General features: G+C 39.1%; 27 protein-coding genes and 1 pseudogene. 10 read left to right on the top strand and 18 right to left on the bottom strand.

The window, feature by feature from the left end:
- Positions 1-215 precede the first annotated feature (215 nt).
- From rpsR to LDM98_RS09595, 4 genes are all read right to left on the bottom strand, one after another.
- Positions 216-479: a 30S ribosomal protein S18 gene (rpsR, locus tag LDM98_RS09580; protein WP_223892334.1), complete on the bottom strand. Its 264-nt coding sequence runs from the start codon at positions 477-479 to the stop codon at positions 216-218.
- 415 nt (positions 480-894) lie between these two features.
- Positions 895-1,347: a transposase gene (locus tag LDM98_RS09585; protein ID WP_308443048.1), complete on the bottom strand. Its 453-nt coding sequence runs from the start codon at positions 1,345-1,347 to the stop codon at positions 895-897.
- Positions 1,348-1,788: 441 nt separating this feature from the next.
- The gene (locus LDM98_RS09590; protein WP_223899214.1) at positions 1,789-2,076 is read right to left on the bottom strand and encodes a hypothetical protein; all 288 of its coding nucleotides are present in this window, start codon (positions 2,074-2,076) and stop codon (positions 1,789-1,791) included.
- A 299-nt stretch (positions 2,077-2,375) separates the two neighbouring features.
- A complete protein-coding gene (locus LDM98_RS09595; RefSeq protein WP_223899352.1) occupies positions 2,376-2,750 on the bottom strand; it encodes a helix-turn-helix transcriptional regulator in 375 nt (124 codons plus the stop codon).
- Positions 2,751-2,837: 87 nt separating this feature from the next.
- On the opposite strand from LDM98_RS09595, the gene LDM98_RS09600 reads away from it, so the two are divergent.
- The 3 genes from LDM98_RS09600 (at position 2,838) to LDM98_RS09610 (ending at position 4,691) form a co-directional block, all read left to right on the top strand.
- Positions 2,838-3,275 carry a DUF302 domain-containing protein gene (locus tag LDM98_RS09600; protein ID WP_223899215.1) on the top strand — a complete coding sequence of 146 codons (438 nt, stop codon included), beginning with the start codon at positions 2,838-2,840 and terminating at the stop codon, positions 3,273-3,275.
- Entirely contained in the window at positions 3,275-3,628 is a 354-nt protein-coding gene (locus tag LDM98_RS09605) for a DsrE/DsrF/TusD sulfur relay family protein (protein ID WP_223899216.1), read from the top strand. The genes LDM98_RS09600 and LDM98_RS09605 overlap by 1 nt, the downstream gene beginning before the upstream one ends.
- Before the next feature lie 139 nt (positions 3,629-3,767).
- The gene (locus tag LDM98_RS09610) at positions 3,768-4,691 is read left to right on the top strand and encodes a sulfurtransferase (RefSeq protein ID WP_223899217.1); all 924 of its coding nucleotides are present in this window, start codon (positions 3,768-3,770) and stop codon (positions 4,689-4,691) included.
- Between the two features lie 681 nt (positions 4,692-5,372).
- Here the strand turns inward: LDM98_RS09610 and LDM98_RS09615 are convergent.
- From LDM98_RS09615 to LDM98_RS09640, 6 genes are all read right to left on the bottom strand, one after another.
- On the bottom strand, positions 5,373-5,762 hold the full coding sequence (locus tag LDM98_RS09615; RefSeq protein ID WP_223899218.1) for a hypothetical protein: 390 nt from the start codon (positions 5,760-5,762) through the stop codon (positions 5,373-5,375).
- Positions 5,759-8,887 (bottom strand): efflux RND transporter permease subunit, encoded by a 3,129-nt coding sequence (locus LDM98_RS09620; RefSeq protein WP_223899219.1) that lies wholly within the window; start codon positions 8,885-8,887, stop codon positions 5,759-5,761. The genes LDM98_RS09615 and LDM98_RS09620 overlap by 4 nt, the downstream gene beginning before the upstream one ends.
- Positions 8,887-10,071, bottom strand: a complete 1,185-nt coding sequence (locus tag LDM98_RS09625) for an efflux RND transporter periplasmic adaptor subunit (RefSeq protein WP_223892345.1) — start codon at positions 10,069-10,071, stop codon at positions 8,887-8,889. The genes LDM98_RS09620 and LDM98_RS09625 overlap by 1 nt, the downstream gene beginning before the upstream one ends.
- On the bottom strand, positions 10,071-11,264 hold the full coding sequence (locus LDM98_RS09630; protein ID WP_223892346.1) for a TolC family protein: 1,194 nt from the start codon (positions 11,262-11,264) through the stop codon (positions 10,071-10,073). The genes LDM98_RS09625 and LDM98_RS09630 overlap by 1 nt, the downstream gene beginning before the upstream one ends.
- A 375-nt stretch (positions 11,265-11,639) precedes the next feature.
- Positions 11,640-12,605, bottom strand: a complete 966-nt coding sequence (locus LDM98_RS09635) for a cation diffusion facilitator family transporter (protein ID WP_223892347.1) — start codon at positions 12,603-12,605, stop codon at positions 11,640-11,642.
- A gap of 74 nt (positions 12,606-12,679) precedes the next feature.
- Positions 12,680-13,126: a hypothetical protein gene (locus LDM98_RS09640; protein WP_223899220.1), complete on the bottom strand. Its 447-nt coding sequence runs from the start codon at positions 13,124-13,126 to the stop codon at positions 12,680-12,682.
- Positions 13,127-13,481: 355 nt separating this feature from the next.
- Between LDM98_RS09640 and LDM98_RS09645 the strand changes: the two genes are divergently transcribed.
- A complete protein-coding gene (locus LDM98_RS09645; RefSeq protein ID WP_223892349.1) occupies positions 13,482-14,138 on the top strand; it encodes a class I SAM-dependent methyltransferase in 657 nt (218 codons plus the stop codon).
- Between the two features lie 100 nt (positions 14,139-14,238).
- On the opposite strand, the gene LDM98_RS09650 is transcribed toward LDM98_RS09645, so the two are convergent.
- From LDM98_RS09650 to LDM98_RS09670, 6 genes and pseudogenes are all read right to left on the bottom strand, one after another.
- Positions 14,239-14,922 carry a copper resistance protein B gene (locus tag LDM98_RS09650; protein WP_223892350.1) on the bottom strand — a complete coding sequence of 228 codons (684 nt, stop codon included), beginning with the start codon at positions 14,920-14,922 and terminating at the stop codon, positions 14,239-14,241.
- Between the two features lie 10 nt (positions 14,923-14,932).
- Positions 14,933-16,663 (bottom strand): copper resistance system multicopper oxidase, encoded by a 1,731-nt coding sequence (locus LDM98_RS09655; RefSeq protein WP_223892351.1) that lies wholly within the window; start codon positions 16,661-16,663, stop codon positions 14,933-14,935.
- 11 nt (positions 16,664-16,674) lie between these two features.
- A complete protein-coding gene (locus LDM98_RS09660) occupies positions 16,675-16,881 on the bottom strand; it encodes an SHOCT domain-containing protein (RefSeq protein WP_223892352.1) in 207 nt (68 codons plus the stop codon).
- A gap of 67 nt (positions 16,882-16,948) precedes the next feature.
- Positions 16,949-17,134 carry a DUF302 domain-containing protein gene (locus tag LDM98_RS11815; protein ID WP_374706131.1) on the bottom strand — a complete coding sequence of 62 codons (186 nt, stop codon included), beginning with the start codon at positions 17,132-17,134 and terminating at the stop codon, positions 16,949-16,951.
- Between the two features lie 8 nt (positions 17,135-17,142).
- Positions 17,143-17,410 (bottom strand): annotated as a pseudogene (locus LDM98_RS11820) (amino acid permease); the annotation flags it as partial.
- A gap of 25 nt (positions 17,411-17,435) precedes the next feature.
- Positions 17,436-17,804: a DUF1104 domain-containing protein gene (locus LDM98_RS09670; protein ID WP_223899221.1), complete on the bottom strand. Its 369-nt coding sequence runs from the start codon at positions 17,802-17,804 to the stop codon at positions 17,436-17,438.
- A gap of 292 nt (positions 17,805-18,096) precedes the next feature.
- On the opposite strand from LDM98_RS09670, the gene LDM98_RS09675 reads away from it, so the two are divergent.
- The 5 genes from LDM98_RS09675 to LDM98_RS09695 all read left to right on the top strand — a co-directional run bounded on the left by LDM98_RS09675 (position 18,097) and on the right by LDM98_RS09695 (position 20,030).
- Positions 18,097-18,264 carry a hypothetical protein gene (locus LDM98_RS09675; protein WP_223892355.1) on the top strand — a complete coding sequence of 56 codons (168 nt, stop codon included), beginning with the start codon at positions 18,097-18,099 and terminating at the stop codon, positions 18,262-18,264.
- A gap of 39 nt (positions 18,265-18,303) precedes the next feature.
- On the top strand, positions 18,304-18,546 hold the full coding sequence (locus tag LDM98_RS09680) for a hypothetical protein (protein ID WP_223892356.1): 243 nt from the start codon (positions 18,304-18,306) through the stop codon (positions 18,544-18,546).
- Positions 18,547-18,555: 9 nt separating this feature from the next.
- Complete coding sequence (locus LDM98_RS09685) at positions 18,556-18,828, top strand: hypothetical protein (RefSeq protein ID WP_223892357.1); 273 nt, start codon at positions 18,556-18,558, stop codon at positions 18,826-18,828.
- On the top strand, positions 18,822-19,262 hold the full coding sequence (locus tag LDM98_RS09690; RefSeq protein ID WP_223892358.1) for an ion channel: 441 nt from the start codon (positions 18,822-18,824) through the stop codon (positions 19,260-19,262). Before LDM98_RS09685 ends, LDM98_RS09690 begins: the two co-directional genes overlap by 7 nt.
- 516 nt (positions 19,263-19,778) lie before the next feature.
- Entirely contained in the window at positions 19,779-20,030 is a 252-nt protein-coding gene (locus LDM98_RS09695) for a DUF5676 family membrane protein (RefSeq protein WP_223899222.1), read from the top strand.
- Between the two features lie 549 nt (positions 20,031-20,579).
- Here the strand turns inward: LDM98_RS09695 and LDM98_RS09700 are convergent.
- Together LDM98_RS09700 and LDM98_RS11825 are read right to left on the bottom strand one after the other, a co-directional pair.
- On the bottom strand, positions 20,580-22,562 hold the full coding sequence (locus LDM98_RS09700) for a copper-translocating P-type ATPase (RefSeq protein ID WP_223899223.1): 1,983 nt from the start codon (positions 22,560-22,562) through the stop codon (positions 20,580-20,582).
- Positions 22,559-22,666 carry a heavy metal-binding domain-containing protein gene (locus LDM98_RS11825; RefSeq protein WP_223892512.1) on the bottom strand — a complete coding sequence of 36 codons (108 nt, stop codon included), beginning with the start codon at positions 22,664-22,666 and terminating at the stop codon, positions 22,559-22,561. The genes LDM98_RS09700 and LDM98_RS11825 overlap by 4 nt, the downstream gene beginning before the upstream one ends.
- 179 nt (positions 22,667-22,845) lie before the next feature.
- Between LDM98_RS11825 and LDM98_RS09710 the strand changes: the two genes are divergently transcribed.
- Positions 22,846-23,073 carry a hypothetical protein gene (locus tag LDM98_RS09710; RefSeq protein WP_223892361.1) on the top strand — a complete coding sequence of 76 codons (228 nt, stop codon included), beginning with the start codon at positions 22,846-22,848 and terminating at the stop codon, positions 23,071-23,073.
- Positions 23,074-23,080 lie beyond the last annotated feature (7 nt).

A 23,080-nucleotide genomic window follows, 5' to 3' on the forward strand; every position in this document is an offset into this window, starting at 1 on the left:
TACATTAACTTGTATAAATATACATTTTTTACTTCCCTTATCTGAGACTATTATTTTATTTTTAGTTAGTTATTCTTTAGACAAATTATTTAAAATAGGTGTGTTCTAATAGTGATAATATTGATTTGATACAATATTTTTGATTTTAAAAAGTTTAGAGGATATTTAAGGTATTTGTTCCCATTTTTAAAATGGGAACAAGAGGAAGATACAATCTATTTTACGTTTTCAAATGGATTTTCAACAACATTTTTTCTATCTACGATATAAGGAATAAGTGCTGTTTGTCTAGCTCTTTTGATTGCGCCTGTTACAAGCTCTTGGTGTCTTTTACAGTTACCAGTGAGTCTTCTTGGCATAATTTTAAATCTCTCACTTAGTGAGAATTTAAGTTGTCCCAAGTCTTTGTAGTCTATAAAGTCTACTTTCATTTCACAATATTTACAAAATCTTTTTTTGAATTTTCTTCTTTCTGCCATGATGGTCCTTTTGGTTTAATAGCCCAGATAAATACGAGTAATTTATAACTCGTCCTATAATGAGCAAGAATTTTAAAGTCGTATATTACAGTAAATAGACTTTGATTTTTCTTATGGGGGGGTGACTTATATCAAAGTTCATCAACATGATATTAGACTTGTTTGTTTCAAACATCATTATGTTAAATAGATTACTTTTGTAAAACCTCATAAAGTTATATATTGAGCCACTTGCAGATTCAATATCACATAGTGGCTCATTTTCAATAGTCTGCAATCAACCATTGAAAAAAGCTGTCTATTGAAATTATTTACAACCAAACATCTAAAAATTGTTAAAAATCGTATTTTTAGGGCGTGCTTTATGGTTTAGATTTGGGGAAATGGTGTTTTTGTCTTTAGTATTTAAAAGAAGTTAAGTAACAAGCTTCAAAGACTGCGTTATACAAACAGACAACACAGCAAAGGCAAACACAGAAGCTACCTTTTGTGCACCTTGATAGTAGATCTTACTGCATCCATAGCTGTCTTTCAAATAGGCATTGACTCTTTCAACACTGCTTCGCTGGTTGTAATGTAGGTCATCAGAGTTATTATAGAGGTTCAGTGCACTCAATATCTTCTTTTCACTTTTGTCTAAAGCTATTTTTACTTTGAGTTTTTTGGAGTTCTTTGGGTTAATATCAATAATGGGTCTATGGTTATGAAGTTCGGAAAAGTTCTTTATAATAGTGTTATCATACGCTGCATCAGCCAGATCATACAAGTAGTTAATTTTTTGGCTACTCTGGTTAATCAAAGGTAGTGCTAATGAACTGTCATGTACAGATGCAGAAGAGTATAGTGCTGTGATATTCCTATCACTGATAAATGAAGTTTACCTCCTATCCATCTGTGCCGGTTACCTTTTGAGTTCTGTTTGATACTGGTATTACACTCTGTTTTTATAAGAGAGAGCATCTCTTTTGCATCACTCATCTTCTCCTGTTGTTTTAAAATGGAGGGTTTCTTGGCAGGAAGCTCTTCACCTTTTCTGGGACGCCCCTGTCTGCGTTTAGGTTTGATCTCCTTTTCCTGCTTTACAGCTCTTTCTCTGAGTTCTACAGCAGTCGCATCAATACTATGATAGAAGAAAAGGGTCTCACTTAGATAGTTCTCTATAAAAACATCATGGGCTTTGGTTGCAATACGTTGTTGACTAAACTCTTTAAAGACACGGCTGAATTTGGATTCACTAGGGATCTTATTTTAATGTCTCCATCCACATATCACCCTTAATGTTCTATCGATCTTTAATCTCTCTATGAGATCATGTCTGGTCTGAAGATTGTAGACTTGCTTTGCAACAAAGGCACGTGCCATGCCCTGACTGTAGGGAGGAAATGCCCTTGGGGTGCTCTTCTCTGTCTTTAGGTGGATTGGTGATCGATGATGAAAAGATAAACTTTTCGATCTGGGCAAAGTCAAGGATCTTTATCAGTTTCTCTTCTTTAGAGCTTAGCCTCCCCATAGACTCTTCTAGTCTGGGAAAAAGACTCTGCTCTAAATTCATGACTTTCAGCCACATTTTTGAAAGTGAAGGTATAATTTTTTTCATAAGCTGACTCTTTTTGATAGTGATTTTTGTCGTAAAAAATTACGGGGTGCCCCTTGAGGGTATAACTTTTTGAAATCAGAATCAGCTTTTTTTCTTCGTTTTAAACCTTAATAACCCCTCTTTTTTGATGATCTGCAAGTGGCTCAATATATAACTTTATGAGGATTTTTTGCCTATTATATTTTATGTTAGATTATAAGGTTTTAAAGCAATAAGTTCCAAAAAATTGAGATTATTGGCGAAGCAAACATAGCAGTAATAGTGGAAGTACTTTTAGGGCTTTATTTTTTGAAGTAAGCTTAACTTACGACAACATCCCCAAAAAAGAGTTCACGATTCTCCTCAAAGTTTTCTACAAGGGTTGTAAAGCACTCTCCTAATTCTCTTATAGTTTCAATATTTGGTTCTATATAAATCTTATTTCCTTTTTTCTCCATTGTGACAATATTGGCTTCACGTAACTCTTTTAAATGTTTTGAGATAGTAGGTAAAGAAAAGTCAAAGTGTTCAGCGATAGTACTTACACACGTAGCATGTGCACTGACTGTAACATTTGGATCTTTTTTATCCAATGAACATGTGTACCCACCCGTAAAGATATTTTTAAAAATTAAAAAACGTGTTTCGTTTCCCAGTGCTTTGAAGATTTTAATCTTTTGCTGCATATCCAACATAATCATCCTTGACATTCTATTTAGTTTATTATACCATAAGAACAAGTATTTAGTTAAATGCCTAATTTGTTAAAAAGGAAATATAAAATGTTGGAAGCGTTAATGAAGCTTTTGCTCAGTAAAAAAAAGTTGTTTGAGATGATGACCTATAAAGTTGAAAGCACAAAAGAGATATTTGAGGTAGTTGGTGTGGTTGAACCTGCATGTGAAAAATATAATTTTGCTCTTTTGCACCATTATGTGTATCATGAAGTTGTTAAAGATAAAGGCTTTCCAATTAAAAGGAAAGTATATATTTATGAGGTATGTCAAGCCAAGGTTGCAGCACTGGTATTAACAGAAGAGGCACAATTCGCACCTTTTATGCCATGTCGGGTTGCCATCTATGAAGATGAATCCAATGTAGTGATTTCAACACAAAATATGCAAATGCTACTAGATACACTAGATAAAAACACCGATCTTTATGTGCAGACAAATACACTGTTTAACACATTAAAATCACTAATGAAGGATCTAAAATAATGATAACGATCATACTTAACCACCATCCATATGACGGTTCAGATGTTACATGGAATGCGCTTCGTTTGGCTTCAACTCTACATGAAAATGGTGAGGAGGTAAACATTTTCTTGATGAATGATGCCGTTGATCTTGCCAGAGACAAAATGAGTAAGCCTGAAAGCTATGACCATGATTTGGTCTCTATGCTTAAAAATATGTATGAAGCCGGTGTGTCATTGCAGGTTTGCGGTACATGCAATGCACGGTGTGGATTGTTTAAAAATGAGCCTTATTTCGATGAGAGTATATCTTCTACAATGCAAGTTCTTTCTGACTGGGTAAGCCAAAGTAAACAAGTTTTAACCTTTTAGTTATAGTTTACGTTTGGATTTTATAAGCATTCTTTGAAGTATTGGGTTGTAGAGGATTGGAAACAACTACAGAGAGTAGATACAGATAATAAAAGTTGTGCTATATAGCACTTAAGTGAGTAAATAAAGGAGAAATAAAATGAAAAACTTAATGAAAAAAATGGCAGTGATCATGGCGACGACAACAATGATGTTTGCATTGGAAGTGCCAACAGACCATTTAGTCTCAACAGATTGGTTGGCAAAACATATAAATGATGAGAATTTAGTCATCATAGACACAAGAGAGGCTAAGGATTATAATAAAGGGCATATTGAAGGAGCAGTAAACTATCCAAAAGAAATATATTTTCAAGGCAAGTTGGGAACAGTAATGGAGCTTCCCAGCACCCCTGCACAAATGCAAGAGATGTTGCAAAATGCAGGTGTGACAGACGAGTCTGCCATTGTTTTTTACAGTGGGGGAAAGAATAGTGTAGATTTTGCAGATGCTGCAAGTGGACTATGGAACAGTTGGATATATGGATTACAAAATGTAGCACTGCTGAATGGCGGATATGCAAAGTGGATTTATGAAAAAAGATCAACGACCACTAAGTTACCAACCATTACTAAAGGTGATATAGAGCTTGAAACCTATGATAAAAGTGCCGTTGCTTCTATCAATGATATTTTTGAAGCTATATACGATGAGGATAAACAAATTGCAGATGCAAGAGTAGGAAAATTTTATAGAGGTGAAGACACTCGAGAAGATTTAGCAAGGCACGGAAGAATACCAACAGCAAAACTGACACCAATGATCAGATATGTAAAAGATAGTGGCAAATATTTTGCATTTTTGGATAAAAATGAAACAAAACAAATATTATACAATAATGGATTTGGTGTTGAACTTGATAAACCTTTAAATTTATATTGTAATTCGGGTCATAAAACGAGAGGATTATGGTTTGTTGCAAAGTTTTTAGCTGAAATGAAAGATGTAAAAGTTTATGATGGTGGAATCATTGAGTATTCAAGAAGTAATATGCCGATGGAGACTGGTGAACCAATGGACTGATCAAGGTTTGCTTGATGTGATTACACTTATTAAGAAGGTAGCATCCAGGCAAGCAAAAGAAGTGACTTAAACACTCATCAAAGTATGGAACCGATCAAAGATATGACACTTACGTTCACGAGTGATTGAGAGTGCACCTCACGGCAGTGTTGTATATTGGACGAACTGGGCATTATTTGGGTGGAGTAAGGATCAGTTTGCCTAGATACATACAGCTTTTATGGTACTTTTTATGTTTTAGATCATTTTCACCTTTTCCAGCCTGACACGCTGTTCATATCTAAAGAGGTTATATGTCAGGTTTAGAAAATCAATGCATTATGCATAGAGTTGGTCATAAAACCAAAGATGTGTTCTATTCTTGCCCTTATTGCCAATATATGCTTTCAATGTTTGCTTATAGCATCACTAGTTGCATCAACAGAATCAGCAATGAACTACAAATGCTTGGAGAGCTCTTTCAGAAGTTATAATGTGAACTTGAAGCACTTGTCATATCAATGCAACTCTTTATTCAGATACCTGACAATATTTCCGATATTGAAAATATTGTCAAGGGAAATAAAGATCTGCTTTACATTATCGCGGTATTAAGGGTTTATACGCAAAAAGAGTTAGATTTTATGTGCCAAAGTTGAGTTAATTAGTGAAATTTTAAAAATGGTTACATAGAAATTTATACTACATACCCTTATCGCATTTTCCTGTTTCGCACTTCATAACAGAGGTTTCTTTTTTTGGTATCTGAAGGCTATTGTCAGAAGAACATTTTGTACTTAGTCTTCCAGTCTTCCTTACTCGAACACAAGCGTATAACTCTTTGGTTGTCATGGCTTTAAGTACACAGTCCCGCCTATTGTCATCTTCTGTGAGTTGGTTTAAAATATTCATTTTCTTTTTTACCAGTAGAGCAGAACCATCCACCATACTTGCTCCACATTTACCGGCACCACACTTCATGCCACCTTCAGTGAGCGATTTGGTTTTTTCTTTGTCATTACAGCCTGACAATAAAGTTATGGATGCAAGGGCAACAAAGAGTAGGGTTGTAGTTAATAATTTAGGGTTCATTTTCTATCCTTAAGTATTTTTTTGAGTTTATGTTTCTCATACATTTCAAAGAAGATAGGTATAAGAAGTAGGCTAAGTACAGCAGAAGTTACCACTCCACCAATCATTGGTGCAGCAATACGTTTCATTACTTCCGAACCTACACCAGAAGTCATCATTATAGGAAATAATCCTGCTAAAATGGCAAAGACAGTCATAAGCTTAGGTCTTACTCTTTGTACAGCACCTTCATAGATGGCAGCATCTAAATCTTTGAAATTAAATGCGTTTCCTATTTTTTGACGCATTTCATCTACACTTTCCTGTAGATAGACTATCATCACGATGGCAGTCTCTGCAGAAATACCCAGCAAAGCTAGGAATCCGACAATTACGGCGATACTCATATTAAAGTCTAACATTTGTATATAGATAAGTCCTCCTATTAAAGCAAATGGTAGAGTGAAGAAAACAATAAGGGTAGGTATCATAGTTTTAAGTGCAAAATAGATGAGTACTAAAATAACTAAGAGTACTGTGGGGATGATCCATTTGATCTTTTTCATCGCTGATTCAAGATATTCTGACTGTCCTGCCCATTCAAAATAGTATCCTGCAGGCAGCTTTAGATCAGCCAATACTTTCATAGCTTCTTCTTTATAGGTGACAACACTCATCCCTTGTTGTGGAGTAATGTACACAAAGGTCACTGGTGTTGCCATCTCAGATTTGATGACTGAAGCACTCTCTCTGTATTCGACTTTTGCAAAAGTGGAAAGTGGTACAAACCCCAGTGCTGTCTTGACTTGAATGTTACGTATTGCATCTAGATCACGTCTCTCTTCTTCTTCAAAACGCAGTGCAATAGGATAGCGTTCCAAGCCTTTATACATAGTAGTTATTTTTTTACCACCAATGGCAGCTGATGTATACTCTTCTATGAGCGATTTAGATATATTGTAATGTTGAAGGGCTTCTGCATCAATATTGATATCTATAAAGAAACCTGCACTTGCTTGATCTGAGAAGACAGATTGGGTACTTTTCATATCACGTAGTTTATGCTCTATCTCTAGGGCTACTGATTGCAGTCCATCAGAATCTTTTCCAAAGAGTTTGATCCCTATAGGGGTACGGATACCTGAGAGAAGCATATCTATACGTCCACGGATAGGATAGGTCCACGAGTTGACCAACCCAGGTATCTGTAGTGCTTTTTCCATTTCTGCTAAGAGTTTTTCACGTGTCATACCTGGACGCCACTGATCTTTAGGCTTAAAGGTAATGATAGTCTCTAACATACCAAGTGGCGCTGGGTCAGTAGCAGAATCTGCACGGCCTCCTTTACCAAACACAGTGGCTACTTCAGGGAAACTTTTAATGATTGCATCTGTTTTTTGAGTCAGTGCTTTACTTTGATCGACAGAGATCCCATAGGGTGTCACTGGCATATACATCATAGTCTGTTCATCAAGCATTGGCATAAACTCCCAGTTTAACTTTTCATAAAGAGGTTCTGAAAAAGCGAGAAGCCCAATAGCTAGAGCGATAACCACATATTTGAGTTTTAATCCATAAATCAAAATAGGATGGTAAAGCCAAATAAAAAAACGGTTGAGTGGGTTTTTACTTTCAGGGATGATATGCCCTCTAACAAAAAACACCATCAATACTGGTACCAAGGTTACAGAGAGTAATGCACCTGCTGTCATCGCAAAAGTTTTTGTAAATGCCAATGGTGAAAAAAGTAATCCCTCTTGTCCGTTGAGTGCAAAGATAGGTAAAAATGATACCACAACCAAGGCTAAGGCGAAGAAAATAGGACGCCCGACAAGCTGTGAAGACTTGACGAGAATGGCGATACGTTCAGCATTGTTAAGTTTGGCACCTTTTTTTGTTTCTTCTTTATGGATAGATTTATGGGCATTCTCTATCATCACAATGGAAGCATCTACCATGGCACCGATGGCAATGGCTATCCCTCCCAAGCTCATAATATTAGAACCTATACCAAAAAGTTTCATCAGTAAAAATGGTAGAGCGATGGTAAGCGGTAGCACGATAAGCATAATGATTATTGAACGAAAGTGCATCAAAAACAGCCCAATGATGATCACAACAATGATACTCTCTTCAAGAAGAGTATGTTGTAGTGTTTCAACAGAAGCTTCTATAAGTTCAGAACGATCATAAGTAATCATGATATCTACATCTTCAACTTCAAGCTCTTTCATCTTTGTTTTAATACGGTTGATGGCAGAATAGACATCTTCACCATACCGTACCATAACTATACCGCCGACGACTTCTCCTTCGCCATTAAGATCTGCCATACCACGACGTGCTGCAGGGACCATCTCTACACGACCTACATCGCCTAGCGTAAGAGGTACACCATCTTTGGTAGTAATGACAAGTTTTTGGATCTCATCGAGATCTTTAATGTACCCTTTTGCCTGTACCATCCACTCAAATCCATTTTGAATGACAATACGCCCACCCGTATCATTATTGTTCTCTTTGAGTGTTCTTGCGATGTCTTTCACTGAAAGATTGTATTGGACCAATGCATCATTATTGACCGTTATTTGGTAGGTTGGAACAAAGCCACCAATGGTCGCAACATCACTGACACCATCGACACCCATAAGTGCGTACTTATAGTAGTAATCTTGCAAGGTTCTAAGTTCATCCAGTGTTTTTGTTTTAGAGGTAAGTGCATATTCATATGCCCAACCCACACCTGAAGCATCAGGTCCAAGTGTGACTTCCATGGTGTCCGGAAGCTGGCTCTGTATGGATGCGAGTTGTTCAAGTACGCGGCTTCTTGCCCAGTAAAGGTCTGTATCTTCTTTGAAAATGATGTATATAAGAGCATTTTCATAGGTAGAAAAACCACGAACCGTTTCAATGTTGGAAATGGCAAGAAACTGTGAGACCAAAGGATAGGTTCCCTGGTCTTCTATAATTTCAGGGCTTTGTCCTTTCCATGTTACCTGCACGATGACCTGTGGAGGGGAGAGGTCAGGTAGTGCATCTAACGGCGTGTTTTTCATAGCCCAGACAGAACCGAGGATGAGAAAGAGTGTTGCCATTAAGACTAGAAATCGGTTTTTTACACTAAAGGATATAAGTTTTTCTATCATCAATATATCCCGTTTATTTGTGCATCAGAATCCATCATGAAGAGAGCATTGTTCACAAGTGTTTCACCTGCATGTAAACCTTTGGTAACTTCAAAATATTTGTTATCCAATGGTTTAACATTAATGATGACTGGTTCATATTCACCTTTGAATTCTGTCGCAAGAAATGCATACCATATACCATTTTTACGCATAGCTGCTGTACGTGGGATAAGCAAACGTTTTTTTGATTTTGCAGTAGCATGCACCTTTGCATACATGCCGGGTCTTAAACTCTCTTGTGAATCATTGTTTAAAACAAGACGCAGTGTTGCTGTGGCTTCTTTAGTGTCAAGCATAGGATAGAGTAGTGATTTGTGTGCTTTGAATGTTTTTTCCACACCTTTGGGCTTTACCATGAAATTCTCTAGCATCGGTAGCATTTTTAGTTCTTCTTGAAAGAGTTTCACTTCCATCCATACTTTTTCTAGATTTACAATCTTAAAGAGTCTTTTTTTTGATGTAAACGATGCACCTTGATTGATATTTTTTTCAAAGATCCAACCAGAAATAGGTGCATAGACAGTTGTATATATATCTGCATATTTATCCGTTTCTATACATTTAATCTCTTTTTCATCTACACCGAGGAGTTTAAGTTTTATTTTTGCACTTTCAAGCATTTCAGGCATGGAGGTCTTTTTATTGTAATTGATAGAATTTAAGTAGTCTTGTTTTGCTTTGTATACTTCTGGTGAATAGACTTTTGCCAGCGCATCACCCTTTTTTACTTTTTTATAAAGCGTATCAGCGTAAAGCTCTTCTACAAAACCATTGTACCAAGTAAGTACATCTACCATAGCTGAATCTTCTGCAACGATATAGCCATAGTTGACTTTTTCTTTAGCAGTACTAAGCTCTTTGACTACGACAGTTTTGACATTGAAAAGTTGTTTTACTGTTGATTTTGTTGGCGCGATTTCTTTCTTTGGAATAACTTTTGATTTATTGGCATCTCCGGAAGAACATTTTCCTGTTTCGCATTTCATAGCAGAAGTCTTAATCTCTTTTTTGGGTACGTTTTTTGTAACAGCACTTTCCTCTGTTACGTTTACCTGCTTCACAGTCTTCATGGTACTTTCTGCCAAAAGTGTAGAGCTTAATATGAAAGCCGATGCGACTAAAAGAGTGATGTTTTTTAACATTATAATTCTCCTATGAGTGATTTTAATTTTGCTTGTGTTCTAAAGTATTCCGCTTTTATAGAAATACTTTCTTCTTCTAAGTCTAGTTTTTGTTCAAGAAGGTTTGTATAGGCGAAGAGATCTCCACCTTGTTGTATACTTGCTTGTGTAAGTTCAAACATGTGTTCGAGTTGAGGCAAAGTTTCATGGTTTAAAATGTTATAGATAGTATGTGCTTCGATGAGTTTTGCATACATAGTTTCAATGTCACTTTCTAATGATGACTGATAGTCCAAAGAGGCACTGGCAGCAGCTAGGACTTCTTTACGGGCAGCTTCAGTTTTTAATTTTTCACTACCATAAAGCGGGATAGTGGCACCTATCGTAATGCTTGCAAAGTCATTAAAGTCATTACGACTAAAATATCCCACTTTTACATAAGGATCAGGCATTGTATCGAGAGATTGTATCTCTCTGTTCGCATCAGCAACACTTTTTTGAGAAAGACTCATATGGTAGACTGGATTGTTTTCAAGTTTAGCAAGGTAATAGTGTAAACTTTTAGGCTTTTTCATGGTTAGTGTAGTTGAGATTGAATTTATGTTAGCGTTCACCAAGTACTTGAGTTTTGCTTTTTGAGTTTTAAGCATCGCCTTATAGTTGGCAGCTTTTATTTTGACTTTGGTCAGAAGTAAACTGGCATTCATACTATTGGTATGGCTCTTACTTTCTGTTGAAGCATATGAAGTGTAAAGTTTGATGTTCTGTTGTGATACTTCAATATATTTTTTTACTATATCGATACGTGCTTCTATCTCTTTTATAGTATATACAGTCATTCGTATCTCTTCGGCAAGTTTAACCTTAGCTGCATCATAGGAATTAAGGATAACGTTTTTTTGAGCTTCTGTATATGTTTTACGTGCATCTAACTTACCAAACCAAGGGAATTTTTGTTTAAAATTGATGGCTTGATACTGCATGGGTTCAAGGTCTCTACTGAAAGGATCTCCAAGTTGTATGTCATTAATGGTAAAGGATAGATCCGGATTTGAAAAGTTCTGAGACAGTGCAATTTTCTCATCCATGGCAGAAAGGCGATGTTCAATAGCTTGCAGGGATGGATGTGCTTCTATCGCATTATTAATAAGTTGCTGTATACTTTGTGCATGCACTATACCTATAGATAGTATAGTTAAGAGTATGATATGCATGAGTCTCTCCTAAGTTATAAATTATAGATATTTTATTTAAAAAGTGTGTACAAAGTGTGCACATCATATTTTAGTTTATTTCATGTTTTATATGTAAAAGATAAGCTTTTTACTAGAGATTATACATTACGTATATAGGAGCTTTGTAGAGATGTTTTTAAAAAAATATTCAAAAAATTATAATAAAGAGCCACTTGTAAATTCAACTCAAAAAAGTAGCCAATTATAGTTTGATTATGTTAGCGGATTGTATGGTAGCTTTGTTTGTTTCGGTCGTCACCTCATTTTTATGACTGACGTCCCCATGTGTCTACACCAGAGTAGGAGACAAAGCCAAGATAGCGATCTCAATATATTTGTTTGAGGTTATTGTTCTCATGTTTTATTCTTTGTGTTTTGTACATGATTACTGTAGGATGAGTATACATTGACGGCTATATCAGATGCCTCTTTGTCGTCCAAACACTCTGTTTCAATCTGTATCGTAGAAAAATAGACTGAAAAATCTTTTTTCAACAAATTATGGATTTCTTTAAGTACCTCTTTTTGATCTGTTGTGTCTTTGACAAGCACATGCATTGATACAATATTTTTTCCGCTGGTTAAAGCCCAAACATGTGTGTGGTGTACATTCTCAACTGTATTAAATTTTTCTATGCTTTTTACCATTTTAGCCAGATTAAAATCTTCAGGAACAGTTTGCAGAAGAATATTTGTTGCTTCACGTATGATGCCCCATGAAGCCCAGAATAAAACTACTCCAAACAGCATTCCTAAAATCGGATCGATCTGATAAAAACCTGTGAATTTGATGACAAGAGCCGCAATAATAATAATGAAGCTACCTACAAAAGTTTGTATGATGTGCCAGATCGCTCCTTTCATATTAAGATTGTTCTTTTGTTTTCCAAATAACAGCCATAATGCATAAATCTCAGTCGCAAGCCCACCGGCTGCAGCCCATAGCATAGGTCCGGTAGGGATTTCGATCGGAGCACGAAGACGTTGGTATCCCATCCAAAAAACATAGAGTGCCATAAGAAGTAAAAAGAGTCCGTTAAAGAGTGCACCGATGATTTCAGCACGGATCAAACCAAAAGTTGCATATTGAGAAGCTGGTCGAGTGGAGTAGTACCCTGCCGTCAGGGCAATCAAAACACCGCCAACAGCTGAGAAGGTATGAAAAGCATCTGAAATGACCGCTACTGAACCGCTCCAGTATCCTATGCTAATTTCAATGATAAAATATATACCGGTCAGCCATCCGGTTATTTTTAAGGCGCGTGCATCACCTGTAGGCATGCCGTGACTGAAATGTGCACTTTTCATTTCATTGTTCATCTTTTGTTCCTTTTTGTTTTATATTAAATTGAACAGAACGATGTCAGGACAATTATTACTGAACAAGTAAATTACTAGTCACGTGGTCGTGTAAATGTAAATTCGGCAATAGATTTTACTCCATTTTCTGCACGTCGTATTTCGACTTTTATTATATATGGTGTTACTTCGGATAACGTAAAGTAATTGCCGTAACTTATCAGGTCACCGTACATAGATTCAAGCTTCTTGCTTAGACCTTTCATTCCTAAAGGTATTACGGTAGCCTTTATTTTGGCATCGGTAATGCGTTCTCCTGATTTGTTATCAAAAAGAGCAACAAGTATATGATAGGTATGTTTTCCATGTATCATATCTGTGGTGCGGTGCATATTTCCATGACCAACTATAAGTTGTGCCGGGATGACACCAAAGTAAACACTCAGCCCATCAACCTTCTGATGACGTTCCGCATGCTCGGCCATTACTGAAGTCGTGGCAACCATTATGAATAAGAAAATAAATATTTTTTTATACAACATTGCTGTCCTTTCTTTTTGTTGTCCTTTTCCCAGAGTACCACTCTTTTAAATAGGAGAAATACGATTGATAGATTTCTCTATTTACGGTATTCAAGCTATTTTTATTTTATACATATGGTGTGTAAAGTATGTGCAGAAGTTTCTGAATAGGATTTTTATAGGTGCCAATATATAATTTTATAAGGTTTTGAAAATAGAAATGGTATGATAAATAATCAAAGGCAAGCAGAGAAAATAAACAATGCCCATCAGTATAATAAAGAGTAGATTTGAAAGAGAGTATGGTTTGTTTAGCATTAGCCATATAAAATTGATGGATATTAAATGGTACACTATTCAATGCATGGAGGTAATCATGGCTTTTAGTAAGATAGAACTTGTCAATTTGTATAATAAAAGAGCACAATATTACGACTTTACTGCAAACCTGTATTATCTCATTGGATACAGAGAATATTATTATAGAAAGAAAACTATAGAAGCTCTTAATCTCAAAGAAGGCGATACTGTATTGGAAATAGCATGCGGAACAGGTCTGAACTTTTCTTTACTCCATGATGCAGTAGGACCAAGCGGTAAAATTATCGGTCTTGACGTCACAGACAAAATGCTTGAGCAGGCTCAAAAACGCATTGAGTCAAAGAACTGGAAGAATGTAGAACTCATAAATGCCGATGCGACCCAATTTAAATTCCCGAAAGGTTTAAATGGTGTATTCTCGACATTTGCCATAACACTAATTCCCGAATATGAACAGGTAATTAAAAAAGGAAGTGAATCACTTGTATCAGGGGGTCGGTTTGCAATCCTTGACTTTAAAAAACCAGAAAATCGTCCAATGTGGATTATAAAACTACTAGCCCGCGCAATGAGACCGTTTGGTGTGACTCTTGATCTTGCAGACCGACATCCGTGGGAAGCTATCGAAAAGTATTTTCAGATAAACTATTTTCAAGAGTTCTACTTTGGTTTCAGTTATCTCTCCGTCGGTGAAGCGAGAAAAGGTAGTTAGCAACGGAATAATAATTGAGTATTTGAGAAGCAACATACTATGGAGATAGGAGAACCAATGGACTAATCAAAGTTTTCTTTGTCCATTGTCCTCATTTAGATTAAAACCAAAACCTCACACCCACCATTAAACTGGTTTCATCTATAGGATTGTATTCGCGGGTATTTCCAAATGTCTTTTCCCAGGTGACACCGATATAGGGTGCAAATTCACGTATAAATTCATAGCGTAACCGTAATCCTGCTTCTATGTTGGAGAGTCCGGAACCAATGTGCAAATCCGGATCGTCTTTTGTGTAGAGATCTGCTTCGAGTGATGGTGTGAGTATCAGTTTCTGTGTCAGCAGTGCTTCATACTCTGCATCTAAACGTAAACCGATATTCCCATCTCCATTGACAAGCAGAGCTGCTCTTGTCTCAAAGTAGTAAGGTGCCAAACCTGAAATCGCGATCTCTCCCCATGTTTTGGATGCATCATCATTTTTGTCATAGGCCAACCCTATCTGTACATCCCAAAACGGTGCTACAGCCCTGGAATAGACCAGTTCATTTTGGCTTGACTCCAAGCCGTCAGAAGTCGCTTCCCCTTCACTGTAGATGTAGAGTTTATTGATATCGTAGCCTATCCAAAAGCTGCCTTCCCACACTCTGGTATTTTCATCATTGTCCAGTACTTCAAATCGATCCATAAGGAACATGGTGACCAATGGGTCATCCTCCATACTTGCCTGTGCAGTTTGCCCCAGGGCGATCATAGCCATCAAATTTAATACTATTTTTTTCATCACTGTTCCTTTATACCACTACCACTTTTCTAAACATACCGGCCATATGATAAAGCATATGACAGTGGTATGCCCATGCATCTCTGGCATCAACGGTCACCCTGTAACTTATCTTGGCACCCGGCTGTACAACGACTGTATGTTTTCTTACCAAATGGTTATCGTCACCCGTTTCCAGGTCACTCCACATGCCATGCAGATGCATGGGGTGGTTCATCATGGTATCGTTAATAAATGTAATGCGTATACGTTCACCATAGTAGAATGCCAAAGGTTTGGAGTCGGCATACTTAATACCATTGATTGACCACATATAACGTTCCATATTGCCTGTGAGGTGTAAAATGATCTCTCTGTCGGGTTTTTTGGCTTTACGCGTGGAGTATCTGTTCTTCAGATCTGCATAGGTCAGTACTTTTCGGCCATTATTTCTCAGCCCTACTCCGGGATCGTCCAGTCTGTATTTGGGTGCTACAGCCTTCATGGTCGTTTGTAATCCGCGTTCCATAGGCAGTTGAGTGATAGGATACCTCTGTGACCCCATCTTTGTATATTTGTCTTTTTCCAAGTCTTTTTTAGAAGACATCATACCTGAACCGCATTTCATGCCTTCTCCGTGATCCATTTGGCCCATATCCATTCCCATATCGGTGTGGGTGAGAACAGGTCGGGGATCCATGGCAGGTGCCTTTGCCAACATAGAAGTTTTCGGTGTGAGTGACCCCATGGCATACCCTGAACGGTCGATACTCTGTGCAAATAGGGCATAGGCTTTATGCTCATCAGGCTCTACTATGACATCATAGGTTTCTGCTACCCCGATACGAAACTCATCGATGCTTACAGGTTTGACATGATTGCCATCTGCAGCTACTACGGTCATTTTGAGTCCGGGTATACGTACATCAAAGAATGTCATGGCCGATGCATTGACAAAACGCAGACGTATCTTTTCCCCTTTGTTAAAAAGTGCTTTAAATTGGGTTGCAGGATTTTTTCCATTCATCAAAAACGTATAGGTATATCCTGTGACATCAGAGAGGTCCCGGTCATTCATACGCATCTCATTCCACATTTTTCGGTCAGAAAACGCATTTGAAAAGCCTTTTTCTTTCACTTCATCCAGAAAAGTACCTACCGTCCTTCGAGAAAAGTTATAGTAGTGGCTCATTTGTTTGAGTTTTTTATAGATCGTTTCCGGTTTTTCATCACTCCAGTCAGAAAGCAGTACAACATAGTCTTTGTCATAGGCAAACGGCTCTCTTTTCCGTGGCTTGATGACGATGGTGCCATACATCCCTGTTTGCTCTTGAAATTCTGAGTGACTGTGATACCAGTAGGTTCCGTGCTGCTGTACTTTAAAGGTATAGGTAAACGTCTCTCCCGGAGCAATACCGTCATAACTGATCTCGGGAACACCATCCATACCGGCAGGCAAAATGATGCCGTGCCAGTGAATAGAAGAGCTTTTTTTTAAATGATTGGTCACATGCAGTGTGACAGTTTCACCTTCTTTCCAAACCAGGGTGGGACCCGGTATCTGTCCATTGATGGTAGTGGCTACAGCGCTTGCGCCTGTGAAGTTCACCGGGGTATAGTCGATGTCCAGAAAAAATTCATTTCCCGTAAGGATATTACGGTTATTTATATTTTTTCGTGTAGGTCTAGCGTCGATGCTTGTAGTTGTCATTCCCATAATGGAAGCAACCGCTATTCCTTTGACAAATGTTCTTCTTTGCATGTTAATCCCTTTTATTCGTGCTCACTTAAATGCCTTGATTTCTCTTCATATTCTTCTTTGCTGATGTCGCCATTGGCATAGCGTTTATCTAAAATATCTTGTGCAGATGATTTTTTATCTTTTTTCTTATCTTGTAAAAAATAGAAAATAATACCTATGATTAAGAGTGGAACTAACCACCCAAAGCCCATACCCCAACCGTGATTAAAATAATTCATTTTAGATCCTTTCTAAATTGTTTTCTTATTTTAGTGTACCAGCAAAGTGTGCATAAAGTGTGCAAGTCTATGTATCCCAACTGCGCATCACTCGTTTTAGATTTTCAAAGTGTATAATCATGTATGTTTTAAACTCTTCCTTTGTTTCAACAGCATTAATAATTTCTTCCACTCCAATAGTTGACAATGCTGTCATGCCATTATTTTCATACACAGATATCCTACAGGGAAGATAGACAGAAATTTCCGGCAGTTTCGTAAGGCTTTTTGAAGAAACATAGCAATGCCCCCTTGCGGAAGGATAAGCATTAGACATTTTTATGTATGAATAGGCACTGAAAGCGGTGACCACTGCGACTGCAAGAAAAACAAGAGGAAAGAATGGGCCTGCAAGTTCGGCAATTTGCCCCGTAAGAGCCAGGATACCAGCACCGATCATCACACCAGTACCCATTGATACAGCCCAAACAAGTGTCATGCTGTTTTCTTTATATTTGGTTGATCTATCGTGTTGGGAATGATCTTTCATGCTACTCTCTGTTTAATGATTGAACTTAATTGTTCATCATACCTTTGCCTTTATTCATCATCATGTTTTGATCTTGCTTAGTCTTCATACCTTGACCTTGATTCATGCCCTGACCCTGACTCATCATGCCTTTACTCTGGTCGTTCATCATACCTTTGCCTTGGTTGCCCGTCATTCCTTGATTATTCTTTTTGTTTTTACTTTTTTTCATATATTTTTGGCGCTCTTGAGGTGTCATGGATTGCATCCGTTTTTGCATCTCTTTTCTGAAATCTTCTTGTTGTTCCATGGGTACATTGCCTCGCATACTCATCATCTTTTCAGTATCCATATGCGTAAAGTCTGTTGCGTAAAGCGAAGCCATCATCGCCGCTATTGTTAATATATATTTCATCATTTTTTCCTTTTCATGTAAATTCATATCTTTATTAAACAAGTTTAAATCCTGTCAACATATTTCCGTTTGTCATAGTCTTTCAAACTCCTTTCTTAGTTATTTTATTTTTTTAGCAATGTTATTGATTTTTCTATCCAAACGAGCATGGTATATTCTTCTTTAGCAGTATTTCTAATGTCTTCTCTAATAAGAAAATTTTGTTCCATGATGTATCATTTATCTTCACATTGTATGATTCAAGTGTGTATTCTTTGTGCAAATTCAACAGTAGATTTAGAAAGTGTCTGGTATGGAAAAACACCTTATGAGGTGTTTGAAGAACTTTCAGGATTGGATGCTAGAATTGTGGTTCAGGGTATTCCCTTGGAAAGCGAATTCAGGTATTGCGAATATTTTGCACAACAATCGATTACTACTCGGCCGTATGATCTATTTTGACGATGTACAGACGATATAATGAAGTGATTCAATTCGCCGCCAAAAATGGAGATAATCATTGGAACAATATAAACCAAACAGTTTGACGCCCATTGGCGCTGTTGCAATGGGCACCTGGGAGATGAGCGGTGCCGTCATCTTTGCGTTGACCGGACAAGTGGCCGAACTGGCCAGTGACCTGTTTTCCGTCGCCTTTCTGGTGGCGGCGATAATTGTCGCTTTCTGCGCCTACTCCTACATTAAAATGTCTAATGCCTATCCCTCGTCCGACGGCATTGTCATGTATCTGGGAAAAGCGTAAGGATCCGGGATGATCACCGTTTTCTTTGCCTTGCTCATGTATTTTTACATGGTCATCAATCAAAGCCTGGTGGCGAGGACATTTGACGCCTATACCTTGCAACTGTTCGATGTCGAGCCGGTCAGCCTGTTGGTACCACTGTTGGTCGTTGCGCTGCTAAGGTTCGTCTTTGTGGTGAGCATCGCCGGCAATCGTCTGATCGGGACATTTTCCCTGGTGATGGTGGTGATCAAAATCGGTGCGGGCGCATTAAGGCAAACCGAAGGGTCCTGTGCATGCTGATTACACTAAGTGTTACATTGGTACTGGTTATTCTATGTGTTATCCTGCACTATGAGGCCATGCGGATCATGCAACGGGCAGGTAACTGGTTACATGGAAACAATGCCTGGCATCGCTGGCATTTATCGATCCTGGTATGCGGTTTGCTACTTGCCCACGTGCTTGAGGTGATGCTGTTCGGTTTGACCTATTGTGGGTTAATTAACGGCAACACTTACGGCGCGATTGTTGGCAGCCAGTCCCCCGGCCTTGCTGAATGCACCTACTTCTCGTTCGCTAATTACACCTCGCTGGGTTATGGTGATCTGGTGCCGTCTGGACCGTTGCGTTTTATGGCTGGTATGGAGGCACTCACTGGTCTGGTATTGATTACCTGGACGGCATCCTTTATGTATTTGCAGATGCGGCGCATCTGGGAACGCGACACACCCTGATCATGTAATACCCATCACAAGAGCAGATAAAGATTGCGAATTTTCGATGCATTCATCATTCCTATCGGTCATGATAATCGCAGTCAGCACAATAAGGGGTCATAAATTCTGTTACAGAATAGGGGGTAACATAGATCGCGTTATCCGCCTAACATTGGTCATCGCTATTACCGCACTGTATTTCAGCGGAACAATATCCGGTGCCACGGCTATTGTCCTTGGCATGATCGCCACCGTCTTGCTGATCCACCTGGCAAATTATCTCTCTACCTAGAGGTAAAGATCTGTATCAAGTTTTATTCAAAATCTTTAGAAAAGAGCCTCTTAAATTGTCTTGACCAAATTATTATTATTAATATTAATATTTTTAGAAAGTATAAAAGTATATTAAATTATTATATTTATTGTATACTTATAATATGAGATCAACTAAAGTAGAAGCTTTACATTATGTTCTACTCATAAATAACTATTTTTCTTTAGTTATGGTTTCTACATTTAAATTTGGAGGAAGTCATGAATATTAATGCGAACAAAATAGGAGTTTCTAGTGCTATTTCTTTTGGGATACTTTGGATTATCTGTAGTGCTTTAGTGCATTTTTTTCCAGATCCTACGATGATGATTACTGAGTATATGCTGCATGCTGATTTAAGCGAGATTGTGTGGACGCTAACCTTTTTGAGTTTTTCAATTGGATTATTAGCTTGGTCTACTTTAGCAGGTATAAGTGCTTGGCTGATAGCCTCTATATACAACAGGTTGTAATGCCCTTATTGTAAGCTGTTTCTCTACCCAAGGCATAATAAAGATGTAGCAGTCTCAATTGGCGTACTTTCTCAGCCTCTACATATGTTGGATAACATACAAAAATATTGTGAGGCTGGACGGGTAGAGTAGTAACCTGCCACTTTATGCTAAAATGGTCTTACAGAAAATATCTCTTAAAGAGTGGCCAGATAATCTCCGCGTTTTCTGGCTGGTTTGAACGCTATACGAAGCTTCATGATATAGCTGTGCATAAAGTCGTACAAGCTATGGACAAACTCAACAGTAGACCTAGAAAGTGTCTGGGATAGAAAACACCTCATGAGGTGCTTGAAGAACTTTCAGATTGTATGTATGTGTGGCTATTTATTGGACAGGTTCATGAGGGAAACGACTAGCAGAAGTGATGCCAGAACACCGATCAATGCACAAAGCCACATTCTTTTGCCTATCCAACCGTAAGTTTGATCCATTATAACGCTCTTCTTATATTGTGTTTCGGCCGGCCCGATCTGGGGCAATCAATATCGATTCCATCCTACTCTTTTGTCACCGTTTAATTTTCAGCAATCGAGCATTAATAGCAACGATTACCGTACTTGCGGCCATCAATACCGCACCTATTGCAGGAGAGAGAAGTACACCCCATGAGTACAACACGCCTGCTGCTAGAGGAATGGCGACAGCGTTGTATCCCGTGGCCCAGATCAAGTTTTGGATCATTTTTTGATATGTGGCGCGGGAAAGCTGCACGATAGCTACAACATCCAGTGGATTGCTCCGTACCAGTATCACATCGGCGGTTTCTACCGCCACATCAGAACCTGCACCGATAGCGATTCCTACATCAGCCTGAGCCAGCGCAGGAGCGTCGTTTACACCGTCACCGGTCATGGCTACCAGTACCCCTCGGGCCTGGACCTCTTTCACTTTTTCGGCCTTGTCCTGTGGCAGGACTTCGGCGAAATATTCATCTAGCCCTATTTGCTCCGAGACCCACTGAGCCGTCGCCTTGTTATCGCCTGTGAGCATCATGCAGCGTATGTTCAGTGCCTTTAGCGCATTGATCGCCTGTTTCGCTTCGGGCCGTATGATATCGGCAAGGGCAATCGCGCCTTTCAACTGTTCGTCGACTAGGACGAAGACGACTGTTTTCCCCTGAGCTTGCAGAGGCTCAATATGCTGCTCATCAAGTTCGATATTCTGTTCACGCAGGTAGCCGGGACTAACCACCTTGATCTCCTTACCCTCGACCCTGCCTTGCGCACCTTTTCCAGGGATACTTTTAAAGTTTTCGACCGGCAGTTTCTTTTCAGCGGAAGCGGCAATAGCCTTGGCAATAGGATGTTCGGAATTCGCATCCACAGCAGCGGCGTATCGGTGCAATGTCTCTTCATCAATGTCCTGTGCAAGCATCAGTGTATCTGTCACGCCAAAGCGCCCCTCTGTCAGCGTACCGGTCTTGTCAAAAATGACAGCTTGCAGTTTCCGCGCGCTTTCGAAAGCAGTACGATTACGGATCAAGAGGCCATTGCCTGCGGCCAATGCCGTAGATACGGCCACCACCAGCGGCACAGCCAGACCGAGGGCATGCGGGCAGCTAATGACCATGACAGTGACGCTACGTTCGATAGCAAAGGCAAATTCCTTGCCCATAAAACCCAGCCAGATGAAAAAGGTGACAGCGCCACCACCCAGAGCAATGATTGTGAGCCACACCGCCGCAGTGTTGGCCAGATTCTGGGTCTTTGACTTGCTTTGCTGAGCTTGCTTGACCAGGTCGATGACCTGTGACAGAAACGAGTCCTTTCCTGTGCCTTTGACCTCGATGGTCAACGAGCCTTCACCGTTGATTGCGCCGCCAATGACCTCGGCACCACTTATTTTAGTGACAGGAGTAGACTCGCCGGTAAGCATCGCCTCATTGACCGAGCTTTCGCCCTTCACGATGATACCGTCGGCGGGGATCTTCTCACCGGGTTTGATCAGCACCCTATCGCCCACTGCTAGTTCGCCAAGAGGAACGTCCTTTACGCTGCCGTCGGGCATTAGTTTATGGGCATCGGAAGGCATGAGTTTGGCTAGGGCCTCCAGGGCCTTTGAGGCACCCATCACCGACTTCATCTCGATCCAGTGGCCCAGCAGCATAATGTCAACAAGTGTCGCCAGTTCCCAGAAAAACATTTTGCCGGTCAGTCCAAACACGACTGCGCTGCTGTAGAGGTAGGCAGTGGTAATGGCGACGGCAACCAGTGTCATCATGCCGGGCTGCAAGGATTTGAGCTCATTGAACAAACCTTTAAGGAATGGCCAGCCGCCATACCAAAAGACTGCCGATGATAGCCCAAATAGAAGATAGAGGTCGCCGGAGAAAGAGATGGTTTCGCGCAGACCGACCAGATTTTGCAGCAGTGGCGAAAGAACGAGAATCGGTAGGGTCAGGACCAGCGAGATCCAGAAACGCTTGCGGAAATCCGCCGCCATGTGGCTATGATGGTCGTGGTGCTCTGAATGGTCAGTATTGTGTTTCATGATGGGTAATCTCCTCTCTTCGTTATGCTGCACTTGGTGCATATTCCCGGATGATCCTGATGTGTCTCGGGATGTAAGGGACAGACGTAAAAGTCCTGGCCGATATCACACTTGTCATAATCTTGTTAAATCAAAGTCTCACACAAATTATGAGATTGTTTTCATTAACCCTTTCTATTACACTAGTTTAATATCAAAGTGTGCAAATAGCGTGTACGCGATGCACACTATTTGCACACTTTAGTATTATTATTAATCATCTCAAATACATAGAGGAGCTAAGATGGATACTATCGTAAAAGATGTGGTTTGCGGCATGGACACTTCAACGGATTCGGAATTTCACACAGCACTTTCCTCAATCATCTATTACTTTTTTTCACAAAATTGTCAACATCATTTTAATGAAAATCCTCAAGAGTATATTAAAGTGAAAAATGGGAGTACTGAAAAGCAGCAAGAGAAAACAAATGAAAATACAGTCTCTAAACACGTGACTGAGATGGGCTGAAAGGATG

Source organism: Sulfurovum sp. TSL1 (assembly GCF_019972135.1).
Taxonomy (GTDB): domain Bacteria; phylum Campylobacterota; class Campylobacteria; order Campylobacterales; family Sulfurovaceae; genus Sulfurovum.

Bases quoted from the DNA above. Each gene is read 5' to 3' on its own strand.
- rpsR (WP_223892334.1), bottom strand. From the start codon at position 479: ATGGCAGAAAGAAGAAAATTCAAAAAAAGATTTTGTAAATATTGTGAA.
- LDM98_RS09590 (WP_223899214.1), bottom strand. From the start codon at position 2,076: ATGAAAAAAATTATACCTTCACTTTCAAAAATGTGGCTGAAAGTCATG.
- LDM98_RS09595 (WP_223899352.1), bottom strand. From the start codon at position 2,750: ATGTTGGATATGCAGCAAAAGATTAAAATCTTCAAAGCACTGGGAAAC.
- LDM98_RS09600 (WP_223899215.1), top strand. From the start codon at position 2,838: ATGTTGGAAGCGTTAATGAAGCTTTTGCTCAGTAAAAAAAAGTTGTTT.
- LDM98_RS09605 (WP_223899216.1), top strand. From the start codon at position 3,275: ATGATAACGATCATACTTAACCACCATCCATATGACGGTTCAGATGTT.
- LDM98_RS09610 (WP_223899217.1), top strand. From the start codon at position 3,768: ATGAAAAACTTAATGAAAAAAATGGCAGTGATCATGGCGACGACAACA.
- LDM98_RS09615 (WP_223899218.1), bottom strand. From the start codon at position 5,762: ATGAACCCTAAATTATTAACTACAACCCTACTCTTTGTTGCCCTTGCA.
- LDM98_RS09620 (WP_223899219.1), bottom strand. From the start codon at position 8,887: ATGATAGAAAAACTTATATCCTTTAGTGTAAAAAACCGATTTCTAGTC.
- LDM98_RS09625 (WP_223892345.1), bottom strand. From the start codon at position 10,071: ATGTTAAAAAACATCACTCTTTTAGTCGCATCGGCTTTCATATTAAGC.
- LDM98_RS09630 (WP_223892346.1), bottom strand. From the start codon at position 11,264: ATGCATATCATACTCTTAACTATACTATCTATAGGTATAGTGCATGCA.
- LDM98_RS09635 (WP_223892347.1), bottom strand. From the start codon at position 12,605: ATGAACAATGAAATGAAAAGTGCACATTTCAGTCACGGCATGCCTACA.
- LDM98_RS09640 (WP_223899220.1), bottom strand. From the start codon at position 13,126: ATGTTGTATAAAAAAATATTTATTTTCTTATTCATAATGGTTGCCACG.
- LDM98_RS09645 (WP_223892349.1), top strand. From the start codon at position 13,482: ATGGCTTTTAGTAAGATAGAACTTGTCAATTTGTATAATAAAAGAGCA.
- LDM98_RS09650 (WP_223892350.1), bottom strand. From the start codon at position 14,922: ATGAAAAAAATAGTATTAAATTTGATGGCTATGATCGCCCTGGGGCAA.
- LDM98_RS09655 (WP_223892351.1), bottom strand. From the start codon at position 16,663: ATGCAAAGAAGAACATTTGTCAAAGGAATAGCGGTTGCTTCCATTATG.
- LDM98_RS09660 (WP_223892352.1), bottom strand. From the start codon at position 16,881: ATGAATTATTTTAATCACGGTTGGGGTATGGGCTTTGGGTGGTTAGTT.
- LDM98_RS09670 (WP_223899221.1), bottom strand. From the start codon at position 17,804: ATGAAATATATATTAACAATAGCGGCGATGATGGCTTCGCTTTACGCA.
- LDM98_RS09675 (WP_223892355.1), top strand. From the start codon at position 18,097: ATGGAAAAACACCTTATGAGGTGTTTGAAGAACTTTCAGGATTGGATG.
- LDM98_RS09685 (WP_223892357.1), top strand. From the start codon at position 18,556: ATGATCACCGTTTTCTTTGCCTTGCTCATGTATTTTTACATGGTCATC.
- LDM98_RS09690 (WP_223892358.1), top strand. From the start codon at position 18,822: ATGCTGATTACACTAAGTGTTACATTGGTACTGGTTATTCTATGTGTT.
- LDM98_RS09695 (WP_223899222.1), top strand. From the start codon at position 19,779: ATGAATATTAATGCGAACAAAATAGGAGTTTCTAGTGCTATTTCTTTT.
- LDM98_RS09700 (WP_223899223.1), bottom strand. From the start codon at position 22,562: ATGAAACACAATACTGACCATTCAGAGCACCACGACCATCATAGCCAC.
- LDM98_RS09710 (WP_223892361.1), top strand. From the start codon at position 22,846: ATGGATACTATCGTAAAAGATGTGGTTTGCGGCATGGACACTTCAACG.